The 19,757-nt window shown below is 57.2% G+C and carries 20 protein-coding genes; 14 read left to right on the top strand and 6 right to left on the bottom strand.

The window, feature by feature from the left end; genetic code table 11:
• Positions 1 to 129 precede the first annotated feature (129 nt).
• The 3 genes from atpB to SYN8016DRAFT_RS10270 form a co-directional block, all read right to left on the bottom strand.
• Positions 130 to 855 carry a F0F1 ATP synthase subunit A gene (gene atpB, locus SYN8016DRAFT_RS10260; RefSeq protein ID WP_006854326.1) on the bottom strand — a complete coding sequence of 242 codons (726 nt, stop codon included), beginning with the start codon at positions 853 to 855 and terminating at the stop codon, positions 130 to 132.
• Positions 856 to 880: 25 nt separating this feature from the next.
• Positions 881 to 1,216, bottom strand: a complete 336-nt coding sequence (locus tag SYN8016DRAFT_RS10265; RefSeq protein ID WP_038014583.1) for an ATP synthase — start codon at positions 1,214 to 1,216, stop codon at positions 881 to 883.
• Positions 1,217 to 1,302: 86 nt separating this feature from the next.
• Complete coding sequence (locus SYN8016DRAFT_RS10270) at positions 1,303 to 2,523, bottom strand: trans-aconitate 2-methyltransferase (RefSeq protein WP_006854328.1); 1,221 nt, start codon at positions 2,521 to 2,523, stop codon at positions 1,303 to 1,305.
• 157 nt (positions 2,524 to 2,680) lie between these two features.
• On the opposite strand from SYN8016DRAFT_RS10270, the gene SYN8016DRAFT_RS10275 reads away from it, so the two are divergent.
• The 7 genes from SYN8016DRAFT_RS10275 (at position 2,681) to SYN8016DRAFT_RS10305 (ending at position 10,655) form a co-directional block, all read left to right on the top strand.
• A complete protein-coding gene (locus SYN8016DRAFT_RS10275; RefSeq protein ID WP_038014585.1) occupies positions 2,681 to 5,587 on the top strand; it encodes a phycobilisome rod-core linker polypeptide in 2,907 nt (968 codons plus the stop codon).
• A 411-nt stretch (positions 5,588 to 5,998) separates the two neighbouring features.
• On the top strand, positions 5,999 to 6,484 hold the full coding sequence (locus tag SYN8016DRAFT_RS10280; RefSeq protein WP_006854330.1) for an allophycocyanin subunit alpha: 486 nt from the start codon (positions 5,999 to 6,001) through the stop codon (positions 6,482 to 6,484).
• A 40-nt stretch (positions 6,485 to 6,524) separates the two neighbouring features.
• Entirely contained in the window at positions 6,525 to 7,013 is a 489-nt protein-coding gene (gene apcB, locus SYN8016DRAFT_RS10285) for an allophycocyanin subunit beta (RefSeq protein ID WP_006854331.1), read from the top strand.
• Positions 7,013 to 7,213: a phycobilisome linker polypeptide gene (locus SYN8016DRAFT_RS10290; protein WP_006854332.1), complete on the top strand. Its 201-nt coding sequence runs from the start codon at positions 7,013 to 7,015 to the stop codon at positions 7,211 to 7,213. Before apcB ends, SYN8016DRAFT_RS10290 begins: the two co-directional genes overlap by 1 nt.
• 121 nt (positions 7,214 to 7,334) lie before the next feature.
• Positions 7,335 to 8,585 (top strand): FtsW/RodA/SpoVE family cell cycle protein, encoded by a 1,251-nt coding sequence (locus SYN8016DRAFT_RS10295; RefSeq protein WP_038014451.1) that lies wholly within the window; start codon positions 7,335 to 7,337, stop codon positions 8,583 to 8,585.
• Positions 8,586 to 8,674: 89 nt separating this feature from the next.
• Positions 8,675 to 9,343, top strand: a complete 669-nt coding sequence (locus SYN8016DRAFT_RS10300) for a cytochrome c biogenesis CcdA family protein (protein WP_170952851.1) — start codon at positions 8,675 to 8,677, stop codon at positions 9,341 to 9,343.
• A gap of 4 nt (positions 9,344 to 9,347) precedes the next feature.
• Positions 9,348 to 10,655: a cytochrome c biogenesis protein ResB gene (locus SYN8016DRAFT_RS10305; RefSeq protein ID WP_006854335.1), complete on the top strand. Its 1,308-nt coding sequence runs from the start codon at positions 9,348 to 9,350 to the stop codon at positions 10,653 to 10,655.
• On the opposite strand, the gene queF is transcribed toward SYN8016DRAFT_RS10305, so the two are convergent.
• Positions 10,627 to 11,037 carry a preQ(1) synthase gene (gene queF / locus SYN8016DRAFT_RS10310; RefSeq protein WP_006854336.1) on the bottom strand — a complete coding sequence of 137 codons (411 nt, stop codon included), beginning with the start codon at positions 11,035 to 11,037 and terminating at the stop codon, positions 10,627 to 10,629. The two genes, SYN8016DRAFT_RS10305 and queF, sit on opposite strands and share 29 nt — an antisense overlap.
• A gap of 150 nt (positions 11,038 to 11,187) precedes the next feature.
• Between queF and SYN8016DRAFT_RS10315 the strand changes: the two genes are divergently transcribed.
• Positions 11,188 to 11,415 (top strand): hypothetical protein, encoded by a 228-nt coding sequence (locus SYN8016DRAFT_RS10315; protein WP_038014455.1) that lies wholly within the window; start codon positions 11,188 to 11,190, stop codon positions 11,413 to 11,415.
• Between the two features lie 32 nt (positions 11,416 to 11,447).
• On the top strand, positions 11,448 to 11,786 hold the full coding sequence (locus tag SYN8016DRAFT_RS10320; protein WP_006854338.1) for a P-II family nitrogen regulator: 339 nt from the start codon (positions 11,448 to 11,450) through the stop codon (positions 11,784 to 11,786).
• On the opposite strand, the gene SYN8016DRAFT_RS10325 is transcribed toward SYN8016DRAFT_RS10320, so the two are convergent.
• Complete coding sequence (locus SYN8016DRAFT_RS10325; RefSeq protein WP_006854339.1) at positions 11,775 to 12,593, bottom strand: TlyA family RNA methyltransferase; 819 nt, start codon at positions 12,591 to 12,593, stop codon at positions 11,775 to 11,777. The genes SYN8016DRAFT_RS10320 and SYN8016DRAFT_RS10325 overlap by 12 nt on opposite strands.
• Positions 12,594 to 12,691: 98 nt before the next feature.
• Here SYN8016DRAFT_RS10325 and SYN8016DRAFT_RS14585 point away from each other — a divergent pair, with 98 nt between their 5' ends.
• The 4 genes from SYN8016DRAFT_RS14585 (at position 12,692) to fumC (ending at position 15,810) form a co-directional block, all read left to right on the top strand.
• Positions 12,692 to 12,955: a hypothetical protein gene (locus tag SYN8016DRAFT_RS14585; protein WP_071778052.1), complete on the top strand. Its 264-nt coding sequence runs from the start codon at positions 12,692 to 12,694 to the stop codon at positions 12,953 to 12,955.
• A gap of 65 nt (positions 12,956 to 13,020) precedes the next feature.
• Positions 13,021 to 14,316, top strand: a complete 1,296-nt coding sequence (purB, locus tag SYN8016DRAFT_RS10335) for an adenylosuccinate lyase (RefSeq protein WP_038014459.1) — start codon at positions 13,021 to 13,023, stop codon at positions 14,314 to 14,316.
• A gap of 4 nt (positions 14,317 to 14,320) precedes the next feature.
• The gene (locus SYN8016DRAFT_RS10340) at positions 14,321 to 14,419 is read left to right on the top strand and encodes a hypothetical protein (protein WP_006854342.1); all 99 of its coding nucleotides are present in this window, start codon (positions 14,321 to 14,323) and stop codon (positions 14,417 to 14,419) included.
• Positions 14,419 to 15,810: a class II fumarate hydratase gene (gene fumC, locus SYN8016DRAFT_RS10345; protein ID WP_006854343.1), complete on the top strand. Its 1,392-nt coding sequence runs from the start codon at positions 14,419 to 14,421 to the stop codon at positions 15,808 to 15,810. The genes SYN8016DRAFT_RS10340 and fumC overlap by 1 nt, the downstream gene beginning before the upstream one ends.
• Before the next feature lie 5 nt (positions 15,811 to 15,815).
• On the opposite strand, the gene SYN8016DRAFT_RS10350 is transcribed toward fumC, so the two are convergent.
• Positions 15,816 to 18,551 carry an RNA helicase gene (locus tag SYN8016DRAFT_RS10350; RefSeq protein ID WP_006854344.1) on the bottom strand — a complete coding sequence of 912 codons (2,736 nt, stop codon included), beginning with the start codon at positions 18,549 to 18,551 and terminating at the stop codon, positions 15,816 to 15,818.
• A 48-nt stretch (positions 18,552 to 18,599) separates the two neighbouring features.
• On the opposite strand from SYN8016DRAFT_RS10350, the gene SYN8016DRAFT_RS10355 reads away from it, so the two are divergent.
• Entirely contained in the window at positions 18,600 to 19,757 is a 1,158-nt protein-coding gene (locus SYN8016DRAFT_RS10355) for an aminotransferase class I/II-fold pyridoxal phosphate-dependent enzyme (RefSeq protein WP_006854345.1), read from the top strand.

The following is a 19,757-nucleotide window of genomic DNA, read 5'->3' on the forward strand; positions in this document are numbered from 1 at the left end:
TTATGAAGTGGGAGTTAGATCACCCTGCGCAGGGACACCGTCACTAAGGAAAGTGGGCCCGAATGTTGATGGTCGGACCTGCGCGCAAGATTTTCTAGCAGACGAGCCTTCGAAAAGGCCGTGAATCAACTAGTGCGCTTCGTGAAGACCTTCACCGATGTAGAAGGCCGCAAGAGTCGCAAAAATAAGAGCCTGAATAGCACTGGTGAAGAGGCCAAGCAACATCACCGGAAGGGGAACAATCAGGGGCACTAGATAAACAAGCACACCTACCGCTAATTCATCAGCAAGGATGTTTCCGAAAAGACGGAAAGAAAGAGATAGAGGCTTGGTAAATTCCTCGATGATTTTGAACGGGAGCATGATGGGGGTCGGCTCCACGTAAAGCTCGAAGAATCTCCAACCCTTCTTGCTCAAACCAGCGTAGAAATAAGCCAGTGTCACAAGCAGAGCCATCGCCACCGTGGTGTTGATGTCTGCGGTTGGAGCTCCAAGTTCTCCTTCAGGGAGTTCGATCACCTTCCAAGGGATCAGTGCACCACCCCAATTACTGACAAAAATGAACAGAAACAGGGTGCCAATAAAGGGGAGCCATTCGCGGTAATACTTCTCTCCGATCTGATCACGAGAGAGATCACGAATGTAATCCCACAAGAACTCAAGAAGGTTCTGCGCACCTTTTGGATCGCGACTAAGATTTTTAGTACCTACAAGCACAAAGGCGAGCAGGGCACCGATCAAAATCCAGGAGCTGAGGAAAATCTGGCCGTGCAGATTGAGGTTACCGATCTGCCAATACAGATGGTGACCAACCTCCAGTTCGGCGAACGGCAGTGTGAAAGGCAGCAAAGCCATGAATGCAGAAGAGGGAAGCGCGAGATCAGCCGTCGAAAACGGTCTGAAGAATCAAGGCGGGCTTGTAAAGGAGAAAACCTACAAATGCAGGTAAGAGGTCTAGCTGGGGAAATCGAGCTGCTGAAACGATGAGAACAATCGGAACAACGAGCTGAAAACGACCAACTTGACGGGAACCTCCACCGAGCCGGGCCACGCTGCGGGCGAGTAGACGCAAGTAAAAAAGACCAGCGACAGCTCCAACAAGCAGGCTTCTGGCTACAAAAAGATCGAAGTAAAACGCTGCGAACAAAATCGCAACGACAGACACGATCACTGTGGCCAGCATCAGACGCACTTGAAGCCGAGCGAAAGACTCCATTCCATTTTCAGCTGAGGTATTCACCGCAGCTGAATCTGAGGAGGGCAAGGCTTGCAAATTGCGCCTGAGAAAGCGGGCGGAATCTATCACGTGATTCCGCTGAGTAACGCATCGTTGGCCTCAAGCAAAAGCAATTTTTTGCTCATGAGGCCTCTGGCTAAAGAAGCAGTTGTTGGGTCTCCACTCAGGATTCCGAGGGGAACGTCAGGGTTTTCATCCACTAAACGGAGCAGGCTCAATTCCTCATCTGAAATGGAGATGGGTTCGAGATCTGGGCCCAACATGCTTTTGGAAGGCCACCCCCACAGACATGACTGGCGTCGACCAGACGCTTGGAGCAGCGTTTTGTCGTTGGGCCAACGCCAAGGCTCTATGGGTTGTGCGCTCACAAAAAACTCAAAGTGGCTGATGTCGGGGTCGAGCTGCTCGACCAGTGCCCATTGATCCGCTGGCGATAGAGCTTGAGCACGGGATAGCAATTCACCCTTGAGCAATCGAGCGGGGTCCCAGACAGAAGGATTGGAGAAGCCAGCGAAATAAAGCCCCGACGCCTTGATTAAGGCCATCAGCCTCCCGAGGTCGTAGCTGGTTTCCTGAGGGTGCAAATACATATCGGCAAAGTTGGCGTCAGCTTGGGTATCAAGCGCCCAACGTTGGTCGTGGGTGCGGCGCAAGCGATTGGTCTCAGGCAAGTCTGAAAACAACTCACGCCCCAACCTCAATCCGTCCGAACCCGTCCCAGCGTCCAATAGCTCCAGAGCTTTCTGCGTGCGGTGAATCTCCCAACGGCCAGCGTCGGCATAGAGAAATAGATGCAAAATTCCCTGAGGAGCCAGTCGCTGTCCCAGTGCTTTCAATCCAGCCAGCGGGTCGCGCAGGTGATGCAAAACCCCTACGGAATTGATGTAATCAAAAACACCTTCATCTTGAAGATCCAAAAGGCTGCGCTGCTCTTGTCGTAGAGATCGGACCTGTTCAGCACCTCCAGAACGGCGCAAGCGCTCCCGCGCCACATCGAGTGCTCCCGCACTGATATCCACGGCCAAAATCTCTGCGCCCGGGTTGAGGTGACAGAGGTAGTCCGTACTGACTCCTGTGCCACACCCCGCATCAAGGATGCGAATCACACCCTCTTTGGAATCCTGAGCTTTGAGCCCTCCCTTCACCGCAGCGAGCACGCTGTCGTGGCACCAGCGCCAGTTGTATCCAGGAGGCGGGCCGTCTTGAAGGGGGTCTGCTGGATAGGGGAAGCGGTCATAAAAGTCGCTCACCACAGGGGTCGCCACATCCGAGGGAGGAGTGTTCATAAAGCCACCAGTTCTGGAAGTAGACGCTCAAGCGAGCATTTCACGGGACATTGCCCTTACAGCCGAAACCTCATCCGAGCTGCAAACATTTGTTCATGGCTGCCCAGAAGCTCGAGAGATGGGCCGTAACCTGACGCAATCCGGCTTGCTCTCGTTCATGACAGTGACCGCTAGTAGCGGCAGCCCAAGGGTTTCCCCTCAGCTGTACGACACCCTGCCGCTCTCCAGTGTCCGTCAGGCTGAGCAACAAGACCGCTTCCCAGACGGTGGTGAGCTCGACACCCTGATCACTTTTTTCCGAAGTGGAAATGATCGGCTTGACGCAGCCCGACTCTTAGCGAGCAACGCGGAGTCCATCGTGGCCCGTGCCGCCAATCGAATTTTTGTAGGCGGAACCCCTCTCTCGTTTCTGGAAGAACCTCTAAGCACTGGAGAGGTGGCAGCCACGGACGCCACTCCTTTGGCCGCTGATCAGGTTGCATTCCAAGACTCGGTTCGCACCTTTACGGGCACTGAATCCGGCAATACCAGCGGTAATTTCATCAGCAGACTGCTTCAGGGCAGCGACGACGGCGATGTACGCGTCGTTTTACCAACGGGCTTTACCGCCATCAGCGTGGCGAAATATGGCCCAGGAAATATGCGCAAATCGGTGCGCGACCTGGGTTGGTTCCTTCGCTACGTCGGCTACGCCTTAGTAGCGGGAGACCCGAGCATTCTCGCGGTCAATACAAGAGGGTTGAGAGACGTGCTCGAAAAGGGCTGCTCTCTCGTCGCAACAAACGTGGCACTGCAAGAAATGCGTGCTGCTGCTGCGGCCCTTTTGAGAGAGCGCCCTGAAGCACGCCGACTCGCGATCGAATGCTTTGACGTTCTGCTCAAAGAGCTTGCTATCGCTACGCCTTCAACGCGCCAGAAGCTCGGAAGCGCTGTTCGACAAGGGCTTCAACTCCCTGCCATCTATGCCCTAGCTGCTGAAACGGCTCAGCGCTTTGAAATGCGGCCTGGACTGTCTGGAGCTGAAAAAGCAGAGGTGGTTCGTGCCGCCTATCGGCAGGTGTTTGAACGTGACATCGCCAAGGGCTACTCACAAACACCCTGTGCAGTGGAAGCCAGCCAGCTCGTCCAAGGCAAACTTTCCATGCGCGAATTCATTCGTGCGCTCGGAAAGAGCAAGGAATACAGAACTCAGTTTTACGGTCCCTTCGTCAACAGCAGGGTCGTCGAGCTGGCTTACAGGCATTTCCTTGGACGAGGGATCAGTTCTCTCGAAGAGTTCCGAAAGGCCTTCTCGATCGTCAGCAATCAAGGCCTCAACGGTCTTGTCGACGTGCTGATTAATGGTGCCGAGTATGCCCAAACCTTCGGAGAGGAAACAGTTCCTTACCTGCGTGATCTCGGGGAAGAGGCCCAGGAAAGTGCTGGCTGGGGTTCCAATCGCCGCTTGTTCCGATTCAGCGCTCCCTTCGAATCTGCGCCGCAATACGTCACCCTCTATGCGTCGTACCGCCAACCCCTAGGAGACCAGCACGTCTATGGCGGCGGCAATGATCCGATTGGCAATCAATACGGAGCCATTTTTCCGTCTGCCACGGCATCTGTTTCCACACGCCCAGCACCTTTCGGATACGACACCCGTCGTCTGCTTGTGAGCAATGGGCTTGCCCAGCCTGGGCAGATGGATAGTCCCCAGTTCCGCGGCAGCCGACCACGCCGACTTGGGCCCACGGTTGTCCGCTTGCAACAGATCGCCACTGGGGGCAATTCCGTGCCCCGTCGAGGCGGACAACCAAGCATCCGTGGAACAGAATCCAGCACCCAGGCTGTCATTAAAGCCGTCTACGTGCAGGTTCTCGGAAACACCGGATATTCCGGAGAGAGGGTTGAAAGCGCCGAAAACAGACTCGAAAATGGCGATATCAACTTGCGTGAGTTCATTCGCCAAGTTGCCTGCTCTAACCCCTTCCGACGTCGCTATTGGGACGGCCTCTACATCACGAAGGCCATCGAAGTGATGCATCGCCGATTACTTGGTCGTCCCACCTTTGGTCGCTGGGAAATTGATGCGCTGTTTGACACCGCAGCTCGCAAAGGCTTCTACGGCGTTGTTGATGCCCTGATTAGCAGCAAAGAGTTTTCCGACTGCTTCGGAGATGACACGGTTCCCTATGAACGGTTCATTACTCCGAAAGACCTGACTGTGAGGCGCGCTCCTGGGCTTTGCCGAGAAGTGAAGGTTGAAAAACTGACTGATACAACCTTGCGCCAGCGGCCTGATCCCATTCGAAACAACAAGTTCTTTGGGACTGGAGACCTCACGACACGCAACCTGAAGCCAGTGGGATCGATCCCTTCCCTTTGGAGTGCCAACGTCAGCAACGCAACGCCTTCAGCGCAGTGGACCAACCTGATGCGTTCCCGTGGGGCACAAAGCACCTCAGGAACATCCCCGTTTGCATCACCAATCAGTCGAACGATTGGCAGCTCTACCCCCAATACATCGGAAGCTCGTCTGCGGGCAGCCTTAGCCACTGGCGAGCCCGACGGATATCGCTTCCGTGGAGGATTGCCAGCACCGGCCATGCTGCGAAGACCCGCTGATGAAAGCGAGCTGCGCCAAGTCATCGATGCCACTTACCAGCAACTTCTCAATAGGGTTCCACTCGAAAATCAACGGATGCTCGTCGCCGAGTCCAAACTGCGCGATGGTCAGATCGACCTTGATGAATTCGTTGAAGCCGTTGCCCTCGGAGAGGACTTCCAAGAGCGTTTGTACTGCATGGCACCCCTGCGAGCAGCCACCGCTGCGTCGTTGGCCCTTCTCGGACGAGCCTCAACGCCATCTGAAACGAGTCGATTCCTGAGAATCAGATTTGAATCAGGTCAGCCAGCAGCCGTCAGTGAAGTCTTGGCCCAGAGGAGTGAATCCAAGGAGCCATCAAGCGTTCCGAGTCTCGATGGAATGAACACCCAACCGGGTGTTCCTCAGGAGACAATCACCCGCACTGCATCTCTTTACCGAGGCCCAGCGGGGATGTCGCCGCCACCACGAAAAGCCCTTTAATGTTATTTATTGCTTAAAACAGCTCTGAAAACAATAAACAAAGCCGGAATTAAATCTCCGGCTTTTTTATTGCCTTGTTATCATAAAAACAACACAAAAGCCCTTTAGCCGCATCAGGTTTTCGCTTTCTGAGCAAGCAATGAAGATCTGTTACCGATGTCAATTCAGACGGGCAGATTGCACGAAAATATCCTTGGCAGAGACCGGTTCCGCTTCACGAAGTCGACCCAGCCTTGGCCTCGAAACGTCAACAGATACAACATCTGCGGGCCTTTCGACTCGGATCTTCCGATCCAACCCCCTTGCGGCCCTTAAGCTGCTCCACGATCTCCTCGGAGATCTCCCCCCACACCCATCACTCACCGGATATCGGTCTCCTACGGGCGGCCGCTTGTTTCGAGGTAGAACTGCATGAGCATCGTCTCCAACTCGATCATCAACGCGGATGCCGAAGCCCGCTATCTAAGCCCTGGCGAACTGGACCAAATCAAGTCCTTCGTCAGCGGTGGCCAGCGTCGCCTGCGTGTTGCCCAGGTTCTCAGCGAGAGCAGGGAGCGCATCGTCAAAACAGCAGGCGGCCAGCTTTTCCAAAAGCGTCCTGATGTCATCTCTCCAGGCGGTAACGCCTACGGAGAAGAGATGACCGCAACCTGTTTGCGGGACATGGATTACTACCTTCGCCTTGTCACCTACGGCGTCGTGGCAGGCGATGTCACTCCGATCGAAGAGATTGGCGTCATTGGTGCCCGCGAGCTGTATCGCTCCCTTGGCACTCCTCTCGAAGCCATGGCTGAGTCCGTGCGCGAAATGAAGTCAGTCGCCATGGGCATCCTCACCGGCTCAGACGCCGAAGAGGCTGGTTTTTACTTCGATTACGTGATTGGCTCCCTCGCCTAAATCAACGAAACCATCTCTCTCCACGTCATTCCTCTGATCCATGCAAGACGCGATTACCAACGTCATCAACAAGTCGGACGTTCAGGGCCTGTATCTGGACACCACGTCCATGACCAGCCTCGAGTCGTATTTCGCCAGCGGCGAACTGCGTGTCAAGGCTGCCGCCACCATTAGCGCTAACGCCTCTTCGATCATCAAAGATGCGGTTGCCAAGGCCTTGCTGTACTCGGACATCACACGTCCAGGCGGCAACATGTACACCACCCGTCGCTATGCAGCTTGCATTCGCGACCTGGATTACTACTTGCGCTATTCCACCTACGCGATGCTCGCTGGTGACACCTCCATCCTTGATGAGCGTGTCCTGAACGGTCTTAAGGAGACCTACAACTCCTTGGGCGTGCCGATCGGCGCAACCGTCCAAGCCATCCAAGCCATGAAGGAAGTCACGGCTTCCCTGGTCGGCCCTGATGCCGGCAAGGAGATGGGTGTCTACTTCGACTACATCTGTTCTGGTCTCGGCAACTGATGCGTCTCTTCAAGGTCACAGCCTGCATCCCCTCCCCTGAGAAGGTTCGTTCACAGCGTGAGCTGCAAAACACCTTCTTCACCAAGTGGGTGCCCTACGAGAGCTGGTTCGCTGAACAACAGCGAATCCAGAAGCAAGGTGGCCGCATCATCAAAGTTGAACTTTGTACCGGTGGCCGTCAGGTCAACGTTGGTAACTAACCACCAACGCGTTTCATTGCATCACTCCAACCCGGCCTTGGCCGGGTTTTTTGTTGTCTTGGCTTGGCAAAACGTTCAGAGGGCGGCTCAATAGGAGCTGGACTCTTCATCTCTTCATCTCTTGAGCGATACCAGCGTGACCTCCAGAAGGAGCCGACCCACGCGGAAGGGGACTGGGGCTTTGAAAGGCCCTAAGGACTCCACTTCTAATCCGCGTGGATTCTGGCAACGGTTGTTGCCTCTCGATTGGTCCCTTTGGCCAACAGAGGCGAGGCTCCTCCTGAGTCTGACTGCCATCTGGTGCATTGCTGGATTATTAGTACTGGCATCCGCCAGCTGGTGGGTAGCCGCTCGCGAGCAAGGAGAGGGGGCTTACTACCTCAAACGCCAACTGGTCTGGATGGTCGCTAGCTGGAGCCTGATGGCCTTCGTTGCTTCCACAACGCTCAGACGTTGGCTCAAGATTGCCGGTCCTGGCCTATGGATCGGCTGCCTGATGGTGGCAGCCACATTGGTGATGGGCACCACGGTGAATGGAGCCAGTCGCTGGCTAGTGATCGGTCCCATCCAGGTCCAGCCGTCAGAGTTGGTGAAACCATTCGTCGTTCTTCAAGCTGCCAATCTCTTCGCCCATTGGAAGCGAAGCGCACTCGATCAAAAACTGCTCTGGCTAGCAAGCTTCGCCACCCTCGTTCTGCTGATTCTTAAACAGCCGAATCTGAGTACCGCAGCACTGATCGGTCTGTTGATCTGGTTGATGGCGTTTTCAGCGGGGCTTCCCTTGCTTCAGCTGTTTGGAACCGCACTAGCTGGAGGCATGCTCGGAATCAGCAGCATCCTGATTAACGAATACCAGCGGATCAGGGTGATCTCGTTTCTCAATCCTTGGAACGACCCCCAGGGCGATGGTTATCAACTCATTCAAAGCCTGTTGGCGATTGGTTCAGGAGGCATTTTTGGCCAGGGATTCGGCCTTTCAACCCAGAAACTGCAATACCTGCCAATCCAAAGCACAGATTTCATCTTCGCTGTCTACGCCGAAGAGTTCGGTTTCGTGGGGTCTGTGATGTTGCTGGTGTTTCTGATGCTGATGGGTTTCTTGGGGCTTCGTGTTGCCTTGCGTTGCCGAAGCAATCAGGCAAGGCTGACAGCCATTGGCTGTTCGACCCTTCTGGTTGGACAATCACTGATGAACATTGCCGTGGCCTCCGGTGCCATGCCCACAACAGGCCTCCCCCTCCCACTGGTCAGCTACGGAGGCAATTCATTGCTCTCGAGCATGGTGATTATTGGCCTGTTGATCCGCTGCTCACTCGAATCCACGGGCTTGATCGGTGGTCGCAGCCTCCGAGAGCAACAGCGTCGTGGATAAGGTGATCTTGAATTGATCCCGGCCTCACCGGTACAACCATTTTCTCATTCGAGCTGGCACTGTCCGACCTTGCCCGCAGCAGCGAGCAACTGCTCAGCCATGCGCTGCAGCAGCCTGGTCCCATCACGGTGGCTCTTGTCTTTGCAGGAGGAGCTCTAACCAGCCTGGGCCCCTGTTCCCTGTCGTTGCTGCCAATCACACTCGCCTACTTAGCAGGCTTTGATAGCCAGCAGAAACCTTGGCAACGCAGCCTGTCCTTTTGCGCTGGCATCGTTGGCGCCCTGGTCGTGCTGGGAAGCCTGAGTGGTTTGCTCGGCCGCATTTACGGTCAAGTTCCCGGTTTGATCCCAACCCTTGTTGCGGCGTTGGCAGTGGTGATGGGACTCAATCTGCTTGGAGTGGTTCGAATTCCCCTTCCAGCCGGGCCGGACCCGATGCGTTGGACCAGCAGGGTGCCCGCTCCGCTTGCCCCGGTGGCAGCCGGGTTGGCATTTGGGCTTGCTGCTTCACCCTGCACAACCCCCGTACTCGCCGTCCTGCTCGGCTGGATTGCCAGCACGGGTCGCCCCCTTCTCGGCGTACTGATGCTGACAAGCTTTGGGATAGGTCAAGTGCTGCCTCTCCTGCTTGCGGGCAACTTGGCAGCCTCCCTGCCGCGCTTGCTGGCGTTACGTCCCATCGGCCGGTGGGTTCCACCGATCAGTGGCGTGATCCTTCTTGCCACAGGCACTCTCACCTTGTTAGCGAGATTGACCTGATCCGATGCCTGCACTTCGCCGACTCTTCGCGCTGCTCTCCGATCTTCGTTTGGCGATCCTGCTCCTTCTGCTCATTGCAGGAGCCAGTGCCCTTGGGACCATTCTTCCGCAGAACGAAGCGCCTGATTTGTATCTCGAGCGTTTCAATGCGGACCCATGGCTCGGATTGATCAACGGCGAGCAGATGTTGCAACTGCAGCTGGACAGCATCTATTCCAGCGTGTGGTTTTTAAGCCTTTTGGCTTGGCTGGGGTTGGCCTTGATCCTCTGCAGCTGGCGTCGTCAATGGCCAGCGCTGCTCGCCACAATGCGCTGGATTGACTATCGCCAACCCAGGCAGCTGAGCAAGTTGGCACTGGCCGAATCAATTCGCTGTTCCAACGGTGCATCGGCCCTAGACGCGCTGAGTTCCCACCTCCAGCAGCAAGGCTGGGCGGTCCAGAGGCATGAGGATCGCCTTGCGGCGCGGCGCGGCGTAATTGGCAAGGTAGGCCCCCTGTTGGTTCACACCGGCTTGGTCCTGCTGCTTATCGGGGCTGCATGGGGAGCACTGGCTGGAAATCGCTTGGAACGCTTCCTTGCCCCTGGCCGAGCTCTCGATCTTCTAGACCCGTCTGGAAACAACAGGCTCTCGCTCACCCTCGAGCGCTTCGCGATTGAGCGTGATCCAGCAGGACGCACAGAACAATTTCGCTCAACGCTGAGGCTCGATCCGCCAGGAGGCCCCTCAGAGCAGCGCATGATCAGCGTGAATCATCCACTCCGCTATCGAGGGATGACGGTCTATCAAGCGGATTGGTCGCTGGCTGCGATCACCGTGCAAATTGGTAAGAGCCCTGAATTGCAATTACCTCTTCGGAGTTTTCCCGAACTCGGTGAACAAATTTGGGGTCTGGTGCTTCCCACACGGCCGGATGGATCTGAGCCAGTGCTGATGAGCACAAGCAGCGAACAAGGCCCTGTTCAGGTGTTCGATGCCGACGGATCGCTGCTCGGCAACCTGCGACCTGGCGGAGCATCCACTGAAATCAAAGGATTGCCCCTGAGGGTGGCCGACATCATGCCCGCCAGCGGACTGCTCCTTAAGCGTGACCCTGGCGTCCCACTGGTTTATGCAGGCTTTGCGATCACACTGCTTGGCGGAGGGCTCAGCTTGATCGCAACCCGACAACTCTGGGCCGTGCTTGACCCAGAAACCTTGCAGCCATCCCACAGAAAGCTGCACATCGGCGGACTATGCAATCGCAATCTCGCTGGCTTCGCGGCTGAATTACCAGTCCTGATCAGCAGGGTTGACGGCTCCCATGACTGACCCTCACAACCGTGTGAACGTTGCCACGAGGGTTGAAATCAGCTTCTAGCTCCATCCATACAGGGGCACAGGCCGTAACGAGATCATCAAGAATTTTGTTCGCCACCTCTTCATGAGAGATCGAAGTGTTGCGGTAATGATTGACGTACAACTTGATCGCTTTCAGCTCGACCACCCGAGGTCCCGGCTGATAAATCAAGCGCAACACAGCGAAATCCGGGTAACCAGAGAACGGGCAGAGGCAGGTAAATTCTGGCAATTCGATCGACACCTCATAGGGGCGCCCAGGCCTTGGGTTGTCGAAACAGATCAACTCGGCATCTGCAATAGCCCTTTCGCCATACAGCGGAGTTTTGGTGAGCTCAGTGCCGGGGTTGCTCATAAAACGAATACGGAAATCTTCAGCGCTCGACCTTAAAGCCAGCCATCCACAACCGCTGCGTGGACCTCTGTGCTGTTTGATTTGGTATCAACGCGTACAACCCACAGGCCGAAATGCAGGCCTAATGGTTCTCAAATGGATGTGTATGCGATGGATCTCAGACTGATTAGCGAAGGACAGGCCTTCCGACTCCAGCCTGAGAGTGTCCACGGCATGCTCTGGCTCCAAACGCATTTTGAAAAGTCCCATTGGGAGCTTCTGGCTGAGGGCCTTGCCACGCTGAGCCCAGCCAATGTCGATGAGCTGATTGAGGACGCTTCGAACGCCGGATTGAACCTTTCTCCTCTTCCGGCCCTGTCATCTCAGCTCAATTCCTGACACACTCGAAAGATCGATTACTCAACAATTCCATGAAAAAGGTCGAAGCCATCATCCGTCCCTTCAAGCTTGAAGATGTCAAGTTGGCTTTGGTTAATGCCGGCATCGTCGGCATGACCGTGAGCGAAGTGCGCGGATTCGGTCGTCAGAAGAGGCAAGTGGAGCGCTATCGCGGTTCTGAATTCACTGTTGAGTTTCTGCAGAAGCTGAAAGTTGAGGTGGTGATCGACGATGACCGCGTCGATGATGTGATCAACGCCATTGCAGAAGCAGCAAAAACAGGCGAGATCGGCGATGGCAAGATTTTTGTCTCCCCAGTCGAAACCGTGGTGCGCATTCGCACAGGCGATCGCGACAGTTCAGCCCTCTGATTGCAGGGTCTCCTGAACCACCTTCCGAACCACTTCATCAGAGAGGTGGTCTTGATCATGCTCGCCTAACCACAACAAGTACTCGTGGTTGCCGGCTGGACCGGTAATCGGAGACCCCACAACTCCCTGGGCATTCCAGCCCTGGGAGTGTGCCGCGGAGATCACTGATGAAATTGCATCCCTGTGAGCCAAACCATCTCGCACCACTCCGCCTTTCCCCACCCGTTCGCGTCCCACCTCAAACTGAGGCTTAACCAACACCAAGGCTTCGCTTCCCTGCGGTTCCAACAAGGCGCGAATCGCCGGAAGCACGAGTGCCAAAGAAATAAACGACACATCTGCGACAGCCAGGGTGGGAAGAACGTCATCAGGCCCGTACAGCTCAGCTGCGCTCAATCGGCGCAAATTGGTGCGCTCCCTGAGCACAACCCTTTCATCCGTGCGCAAACTCCAGGCCGTCTGGCCATAGCCAACGTCGATGCCATACACCTGACGGGCACCATGTTGCAGTAAACAATCGGTGAAGCCACCCGTCGAAATTCCTCCATCAAGGCAGGTGCGCCCCTCCACCTCGACAGGGAAAGCCTCCAACGCTGCCAGCAACTTTTCACCCCCTCTCGACACAAACCGAGGAGGCTGCTCCACGATCAACGCAAGATCGAGCAAAACCGTGTGACCTGGTTTATCGAGCAGCTGGCCGCGATGGTCTCTGACCTTGCCGGCGCGAATGAGTTGTTGCGCTTGCTGACGAGATGCCGCCAAACCCAACGTCAGCATGTGGAGATCTAAACGCTGTTTACGAGCCATTTCGACATGAAAGCACCGTGAAACCGAAACAAATACCGGAGTTCCTCCCCGAGTTCCGCAGACCTCCCTGAAGATCTTCGCAAGCCGCACGCAAGTCCGTGTCAGCCAACAACGTCTTCAATATCAAAAGCGGACGCCGCCCATCCCTTCGGGCCAGATTCTGTCGCAAGTCCAGGGGGGCTTCGAACCGCGTCCTCGAACTCTTGGCTCCAGGCTCATTTGTCACCCTCGATAACCACCCCAAGGATCTCCCCCCCTTTCAAGTGATCGAATGTCGGGGAGGCCTGTGCTGGGTCCGTCAGCAAGCCTGGGGACAGAACGTTCAGTGGGAAGTGGAGCATCGCCGCCTCACCTCTGCTTAACGCCACACGCCATATCCCAGCCTTCAGCGCCATACATTGGTTGAGTTGTCGCCACGCGCTGGCCCTTGATCGAGAGATACACCCTGCCCGAGATGGGCGAGATCTGGACAGACCGGGCCAAATACCAAAGTTGGCTGGATGTTGAGGTTGCAGCCTGTGAGGCCAACTGCAGGCTTGGTCGTGTCCCCAAGGACGCGATGCAAACGATTCGCGAACAGTCGGCGTTTGAACCGGAGCGGATCCTTGAGATCGAGGCCGAGGTTCGCCATGACGTGATCGCCTTCTTGACCAATGTGAACGAGCACGTTGGCGATGCCGGGCGTTACATCCACGTCGGCATGACCAGTAGCGACGTCCTCGATACGGGCCTGGCGCTGCAGTTGAAAGCCTCCGTCGCTCTCCTGCGCCAAGAGTTGGCCGCCTTGGACGCCGCGATTGCCAAGCTGGCGGTGGAACACAAAGCCACCGTGATGATCGGCCGTTCCCACGCGATCCATGGAGAACCGATCACCTTTGGCTTCAAGCTGGCTGGCTGGCTGGCTGAAACCCGCCGCAATGGTGAACGTTTGGCTCGCCTGGAGCGTGATGTGGCCGTAGGCCAGGTGAGCGGAGCGATGGGCACCTACGCCAATACGGATCCAGAGGTGGAGAAGATCACCTGCGACATTCTCGGCCTCACTCCCGACACGGCGAGCACCCAGGTGATCTCTCGCGATCGCCACGCGGACTACGTGCAGGTGCTGGCCCTGGTTGGGGCCTCGCTCGATCGCTTCTCCACCGAAATTCGCAACCTGCAGCGCACCGATGTTCTGGAGGTCGAAGAAAGCTTCGCTAAGGGGCAAAAAGGCAGCTCGGCCATGCCCCACAAACGCAACCCGATTCGCAGCGAACGGATCAGCGGGTTAGCGCGCGTGCTGCGCAGCTATGTGGTAGCTGCCCTGGAAAACGTGGCTCTCTGGCACGAACGTGACATCAGCCACAGCTCAACAGAGCGGATGATGCTGCCGGACTGCTCTGCAACCCTGCACTTCATGCTGCGAGAGATGACCGCCGTCATCTCTGGCCTCGGGGTTTACCCAGAGAACATGGTCCGCAACATGAACGTCTACGGAGGCGTGGTCTTCAGCCAACGGGTCCTGCTCGCCCTCGTGGATGGGGGAATGAGCCGGGAGGATGCTTATCAAGTTGTACAGCGCAACGCCCACAGCGCCTGGAACACCAACGGTGGCGACTTCCGCGCCAACCTTCAAAGCGATCCCGAGGTGAGCAACAAGCTCAGCGCAGATCAATTGGCGGAGTGTTTCAGCACCCAGCTGCACCAGGCCAATCTGGGAGTGGTCTGGGATCGACTCGGCCTCTGAGTCAATGTTCTGGACGCCCTATGCCGACTGGATTTACGTGGTGGTGAGCGTCAGCGGGATGCTGCTCATCATCGTGCTGGTGCTTCGCCCTGACGCCAAGTGATGACCCAAACAACTAGGACTGAACACGACAGCATGGGACCGGTCGAGGTGCCAGCTAAGGCCCTCTGGGGGGCACAGACCCAGCGGTCTCTCCAAAACTTCGCCATCAGCGATGACCGCATTCCTGTTGAACTGATCCATGCCCTAGCGCAGATCAAACAAGCGGCAGCAATCGTGAATGCTCGCCTGGGAGTGTTGGATGACAGCCGACGCGACCTGATCGTGAAAGTGGCGAGTGAGATCGCCGAGGGCCGTTACGACGATCAATTCCCCCTGAGGGTTTGGCAAACCGGTAGCGGCACCCAAACGAACATGAACGTCAATGAGGTGATCAGCAACCTGATATCCCAGGGCGAAGGAGAGCCCTTAGGCAGCCATCAGCCTGTTCATCCAAACGATCACGTCAACCGCTCTCAGTCCACCAACGACGCCTTCCCAGCAGCGATCCACATTGCCGCCGCCGCCGGCATCCAACACCGACTGCTGCCGGAAGTCCAACGACTCAGCGAGACGTTCGCCGGGAAGAGTGAAGCCTGGCAGGACATCGTGAAGATTGGCCGCACCCACCTGCAGGATGCGGTGCCGCTCACCCTTGGCCAAGAGGCCTCAGCCTGGCGCGATCAACTCGGCAGTGCCGGGAAGCGCATTGAAGCAGCGCTGCAGGAGCTGTACCCACTCCCGCTCGGCGGCACCGCCGTTGGAACAGGCCTGAACGCCCCGGAAGGATTCGCCGACCAGGCAGCGACTGAACTGGCGCGGCTGAGCGGCTTGCCCTTGGTCTCGGCTCCCAACAAGTTTGCGGTGATGGCAAGCCATGACGGGCTGGTGAATGCCATGGGCCAGCTGCGACTCCTCGCAGTGAGCTTGCTCAAGATCGCCAACGACCTCCGTCTCCTCGCCTGCGGCCCACGCGCCGGCCTAGCGGAACTGCACTTACCTGAGAACGAACCAGGCAGTTCGATCATGCCTGGCAAGGTGAACCCCACGCAGTGCGAGGCGATGGCCATGGTTTGCACCCAGGTGATCGGTCTCGATGCAGCCGTTGCGATGGCCGGTGCCGGAGGTCACCTGCAAATGAATGTCTACAAACCCCTGATCGGCTTCAACCTGCTGCAAACCATCAAGCTGCTTACCGATGCCTGCCATTCCTTCAGAGTGGCCATGGTGGAAGGCATTGAACCCAACCGCAGTCGAATCCAACGCGATGTAGAGCAATCCCTGATGCTCGTCACTCCACTGGCTCCTGTGATCGGTTACGACAAGGCCAGTGCGATCGCAAAATACGCCCACGAGCAGGGGACAAGCTTGCGCGATGCAGCCCTAGAGCTGGGCTATGTGAATGCGACGGAGTTCGATCGAATTGTCGATCCCGCGGCGATGACACACCCTTAACCCGTTCAGGCAGCCCGCTCCGTGGCCGCATTGAGACCGCTGGATTCGGCAGCCGCGGCCTTGAGCAGCTGATCAGCCTCCGCCACAGGGAAGCGATTAATCGCGGTTAAGGCCGCACGGGCGTTCTTGCGCAGCTGCTCACTAATCGCCTCGCAGTAAGGCACCTGGGCCAATAGATCCACCGTGCGCCGCATGATCCGCACCACATCTCCTTCATCCAAAGAGGTGTTAGCGATCAGATCATTCCAGGTTGTCCCCTTGGCCCAAGCCTCCACCAATCCCATCAATTCAGGCTCCCACCAAGCTGGCACCACCACCTTGAAGCGCTCCTGAGCCCGCAAAAGCTCCCGACGGATCCCCGACAAATCATGCAGGGCCTCTTCTGCAAGAGGAGGCGCCGGGAATGCGCTCCAAAGATCTGGCCGATTCACCTCCGTACTGATGGCCTCAAACACTGCGGCCAGTTCTGCTGGAGGCAACTCGTCGAGATGACCGCTCATCAGTGCCAGGCCAAGCCAGAGCTCGTTGTCGCCACGAAGAGCGGCAACGGTGCGACCGATCTCCGTAGGTTCCAACGCATCCAGGCAGCCAAAGTGCCGCAAGATCTCAATGAGAGCCAAAAAGGTCTCCCAGTGCCGGTTGGAGCGGTGATGGAGCAATTGCTCGCGCTCACGAATTTCATGCTCAAGATCTTCCATGCGTCGCCGGTGCTTCTTGAGTTGCTTGCGATCCCCCCAGCGATGAGCCGGATGCTCTTCCAGCTCATCTTCCAACTCCTTGACGAGGCGCACTTGCGACAACACTTCGCCAGCCAAGTCGTACTGAGCGGTGGTCATGTCATGACGCCTTGCCATATGAGCCACCGCCAAAGCCAAACGGCCACTGTCCTGATCGCCATGACGGAGCTCACCAGAACGGCTGAGATCAGGCGACGTCACGCCATCAACCTGCAAACAACTCAATTCCGCATGCAAACTCACCACCCCCTGGCAGGGCAACAGGATCCAGACGTTGTCCTGCGTTAGGCAAAGCAACAATGGGAACTGCCCTGGGCCATCGCATTTCTCCACGATCACGGCCGGCGTGACCCCTCCTCGCAGCCGGGGAGATTTAAGGCTCACCAACGTTCCAACGCTTGCGAACTGGAGGGCAATCGTGAGTTCGTGGGCCAGGGTTTCTTCTGCCTGCTGCTGAAGAATCCTGAGCAGACGCCTCTCCTCGCGGACACGGCCACGCTGTTTTTCGTATTCCTCAAAGTCTTCCCAAGGCACGTCACCAGCCGTGCCTTGCAGTTGGGCAAGCTGCATCCGCAACGCACCCAGATGGTCTTCTTCCTCCACCAAATCCAAGCTGGCGAGGTAGCGACCAAAGCTCCGCTCCACCAGCTCTCTGGCCTTGGCTAAGTCATGTCGCTGCAGCAGGTTGAGCACCATGCCGTAGCTGGGGGTGAATTGACTCACCAAAGGATCAGAAGGGCTCGTGGCCAGCTGAGCCGCCTCACGCACCCCCTCAAATCGACTCTGAACAGTCACCACATAGCCCTGGGTATCTAAGCCTCGACGGCCGGCGCGCCCAGCCATTTGCAGAAATTCACTGGCCATGAGGGGGCGATGCCCCCGTTCGGTGCGCTTCGAAAGGGATGCGATCACCGTGCTGCGCGCCGGCATATTGATGCCCGCTGCCAATGTTTCGGTGGCAAACACCACCTTCACCAACCCCTGCTGAAACAACTCCTCGATCAGCTCTTTCCAAGCAGGCAGCACGCCAGCGTGATGGGATGCGATCCCGCGCAGCAAGGCATCAGCATGCAAACCATCGCGAACGGCCTCCGGATTTGCGGCTGTATAAGCCTCAAGCCGGTCCCGAATAATGGCTTGCTCGGCCTCGCTGACCAGGCACTGCACCCCTAGGTCGCGAACAGCCTTGTCACAACCACGGCGACTGAAGATGAAATAGATGGCGGGGAGCATCTCCCGTTGCGCCATTTGCGCCACCACAAAACTGATCGGCGGTGCTTCCGGCTGAGGCGGTCTTGGCGAGCGACCTTTGCGCTTGTGCCCTTTTGGCGCACGCCAAACCTTGCAATTGGGGTGGATTCCAGTCCCCTGTTCATTCAAAAGTGGATGGAGCCCCTTCGCACTACAAAAACTGAACTGCAGAGGCACAGGACGAAAATCACTGAGCACCAGACGCGTGGGACCGTGCACCTTCTCGATCCAATCGGTGAGTTGCCCCGCATTGGCAACGGTGGCGGACAACGCCACCAGTTGGACAGAAGGCGGACAGTGAATGATCGATTCTTCCCAGACGGTTCCCCGCTGGGAATCATTCATGTAATGGCACTCATCGAGCACGACCGACTCCACATCGGCAAGCGGATCGTCATGCTCATCCGCTTCTGCATACAGCATGTTGCGGAAAATCTCGGTGGTCATCACCACCACCCGTGCCTCGCGGTTAACGCTCAGATCACCGGTCATCAGGCCAACATTTTCAGCCCCAAACTGTTCACGAAAATCGCGCAGCTTTTGATTGGATAAGGCCTTAAGCGGTGTTGTGTAAAAGACCTTTTGGCCATGGGCAATGGCCCGATGAATGGCGTACTCGCCCACCAGCGTCTTGCCTGATCCCGTGGGCGCACTCACAACAACGGAATGCCCTTGATTCAAGGCATCAATCGATTCCAACTGGAACCCATCCAAAGGGAATGGGAACAGCTGGGAAACATCCGGTGACACCATGGTTGGATCCTAGGGATTGTGCGAGCAGAGAGCAGCAAACTGACTCCCATGAGCAGCCCGTCTCAAGCACGCCGACGCCAGCTACGCACCTGGAGGCCCAATCCAGATGGATCGGGGCTGCTGCCGGTCAACGCAACCGATCAAGGCGGTGAAGCGTCGCCGTGTCTGGTGGATTTAGCAAGCAATGATTACCTCAATCTGGCTCAGCACCCAGAGCTCATCGCGGCAGCGACAGAGGAAATCAAACGAAGCGGCGTGGGGGCCGGTGGGTCCAGGCTGGTGAGCGGCAGCCGCCCGGTGCATGACCAACTCGAGCAAGAGCTCGCGCACTGGTTGAATCGAGATCGCGTTCTGCTCTATCCGAGCGGCTTTCAAGCCAATCTGGCCGCCGTTCTTGCCCTTGCCGATCGCCATACGCCAGTTCTGGCGGACCGGCTCTGCCATCACTCCCTCCTCACAGGCGTGCAAGCCAGTGGTGCCAAGCTTCAGCGCTTTGCCCACAACGACCTCATCGATCTCAACCGCAAGCTGGAGCGCTGCCGGGATCGACACCCAGGGCAGCAGCCATTGGTGATCACGGAGAGCCTGTTCAGCATGGAGGGCACCAGTCCCAACCTGAGTGCCATGGCAGAGCTCTGCTCCAGCCATGCTGCCCGACTCCTGGTCGATGAAGCCCATGCCCTGGGCGTCCTGGGGGATGGGGGACGTGGTCTCAGCCATGCCTTACCGACCAAGGCCGTCACTCTGCTCAGTGGCACCTTCGGCAAAGCCTTTGGAAGCGGCGGAGCGTTTCTGGCCTGCGATGGGGATCTCGGCGAAACCCTGCTCCAAACCAGTGGTGCCTTTCGCTACACCACGGCGTTGGCACCACCCCTTGCCGCGGCCGCTCTCGCTGCATTAACGCTGATGCAACGCCATCCCCATTGGTCGACAGAGCTCATCGCAACGAGCCAACACTGGCGCTCAGCTCTCGCTGCCGCTGGTTGGACGCGTCCAGGTGGGATCGGTCCGATTCTCCCCCTGGTGATCGGTCCAGACCAAGCAGCTCTCGACCGCCAACAAACCCTCGAAGCCGAAGGGCTGTTGAGCATTGCCATCCGCCCCCCCACCGTGCCCGAAGGAACGGCACGGCTCCGTCTGGTGGTGCGTCGGAACCTGCCCGATGGGACATTGGACGCACTGCTGCACGCCCTTTCTTTGGGCTGA

Source organism: Synechococcus sp. WH 8016 (assembly GCF_000230675.1).
GTDB lineage: Bacteria > Cyanobacteriota > Cyanobacteriia > PCC-6307 > Cyanobiaceae > Synechococcus_C.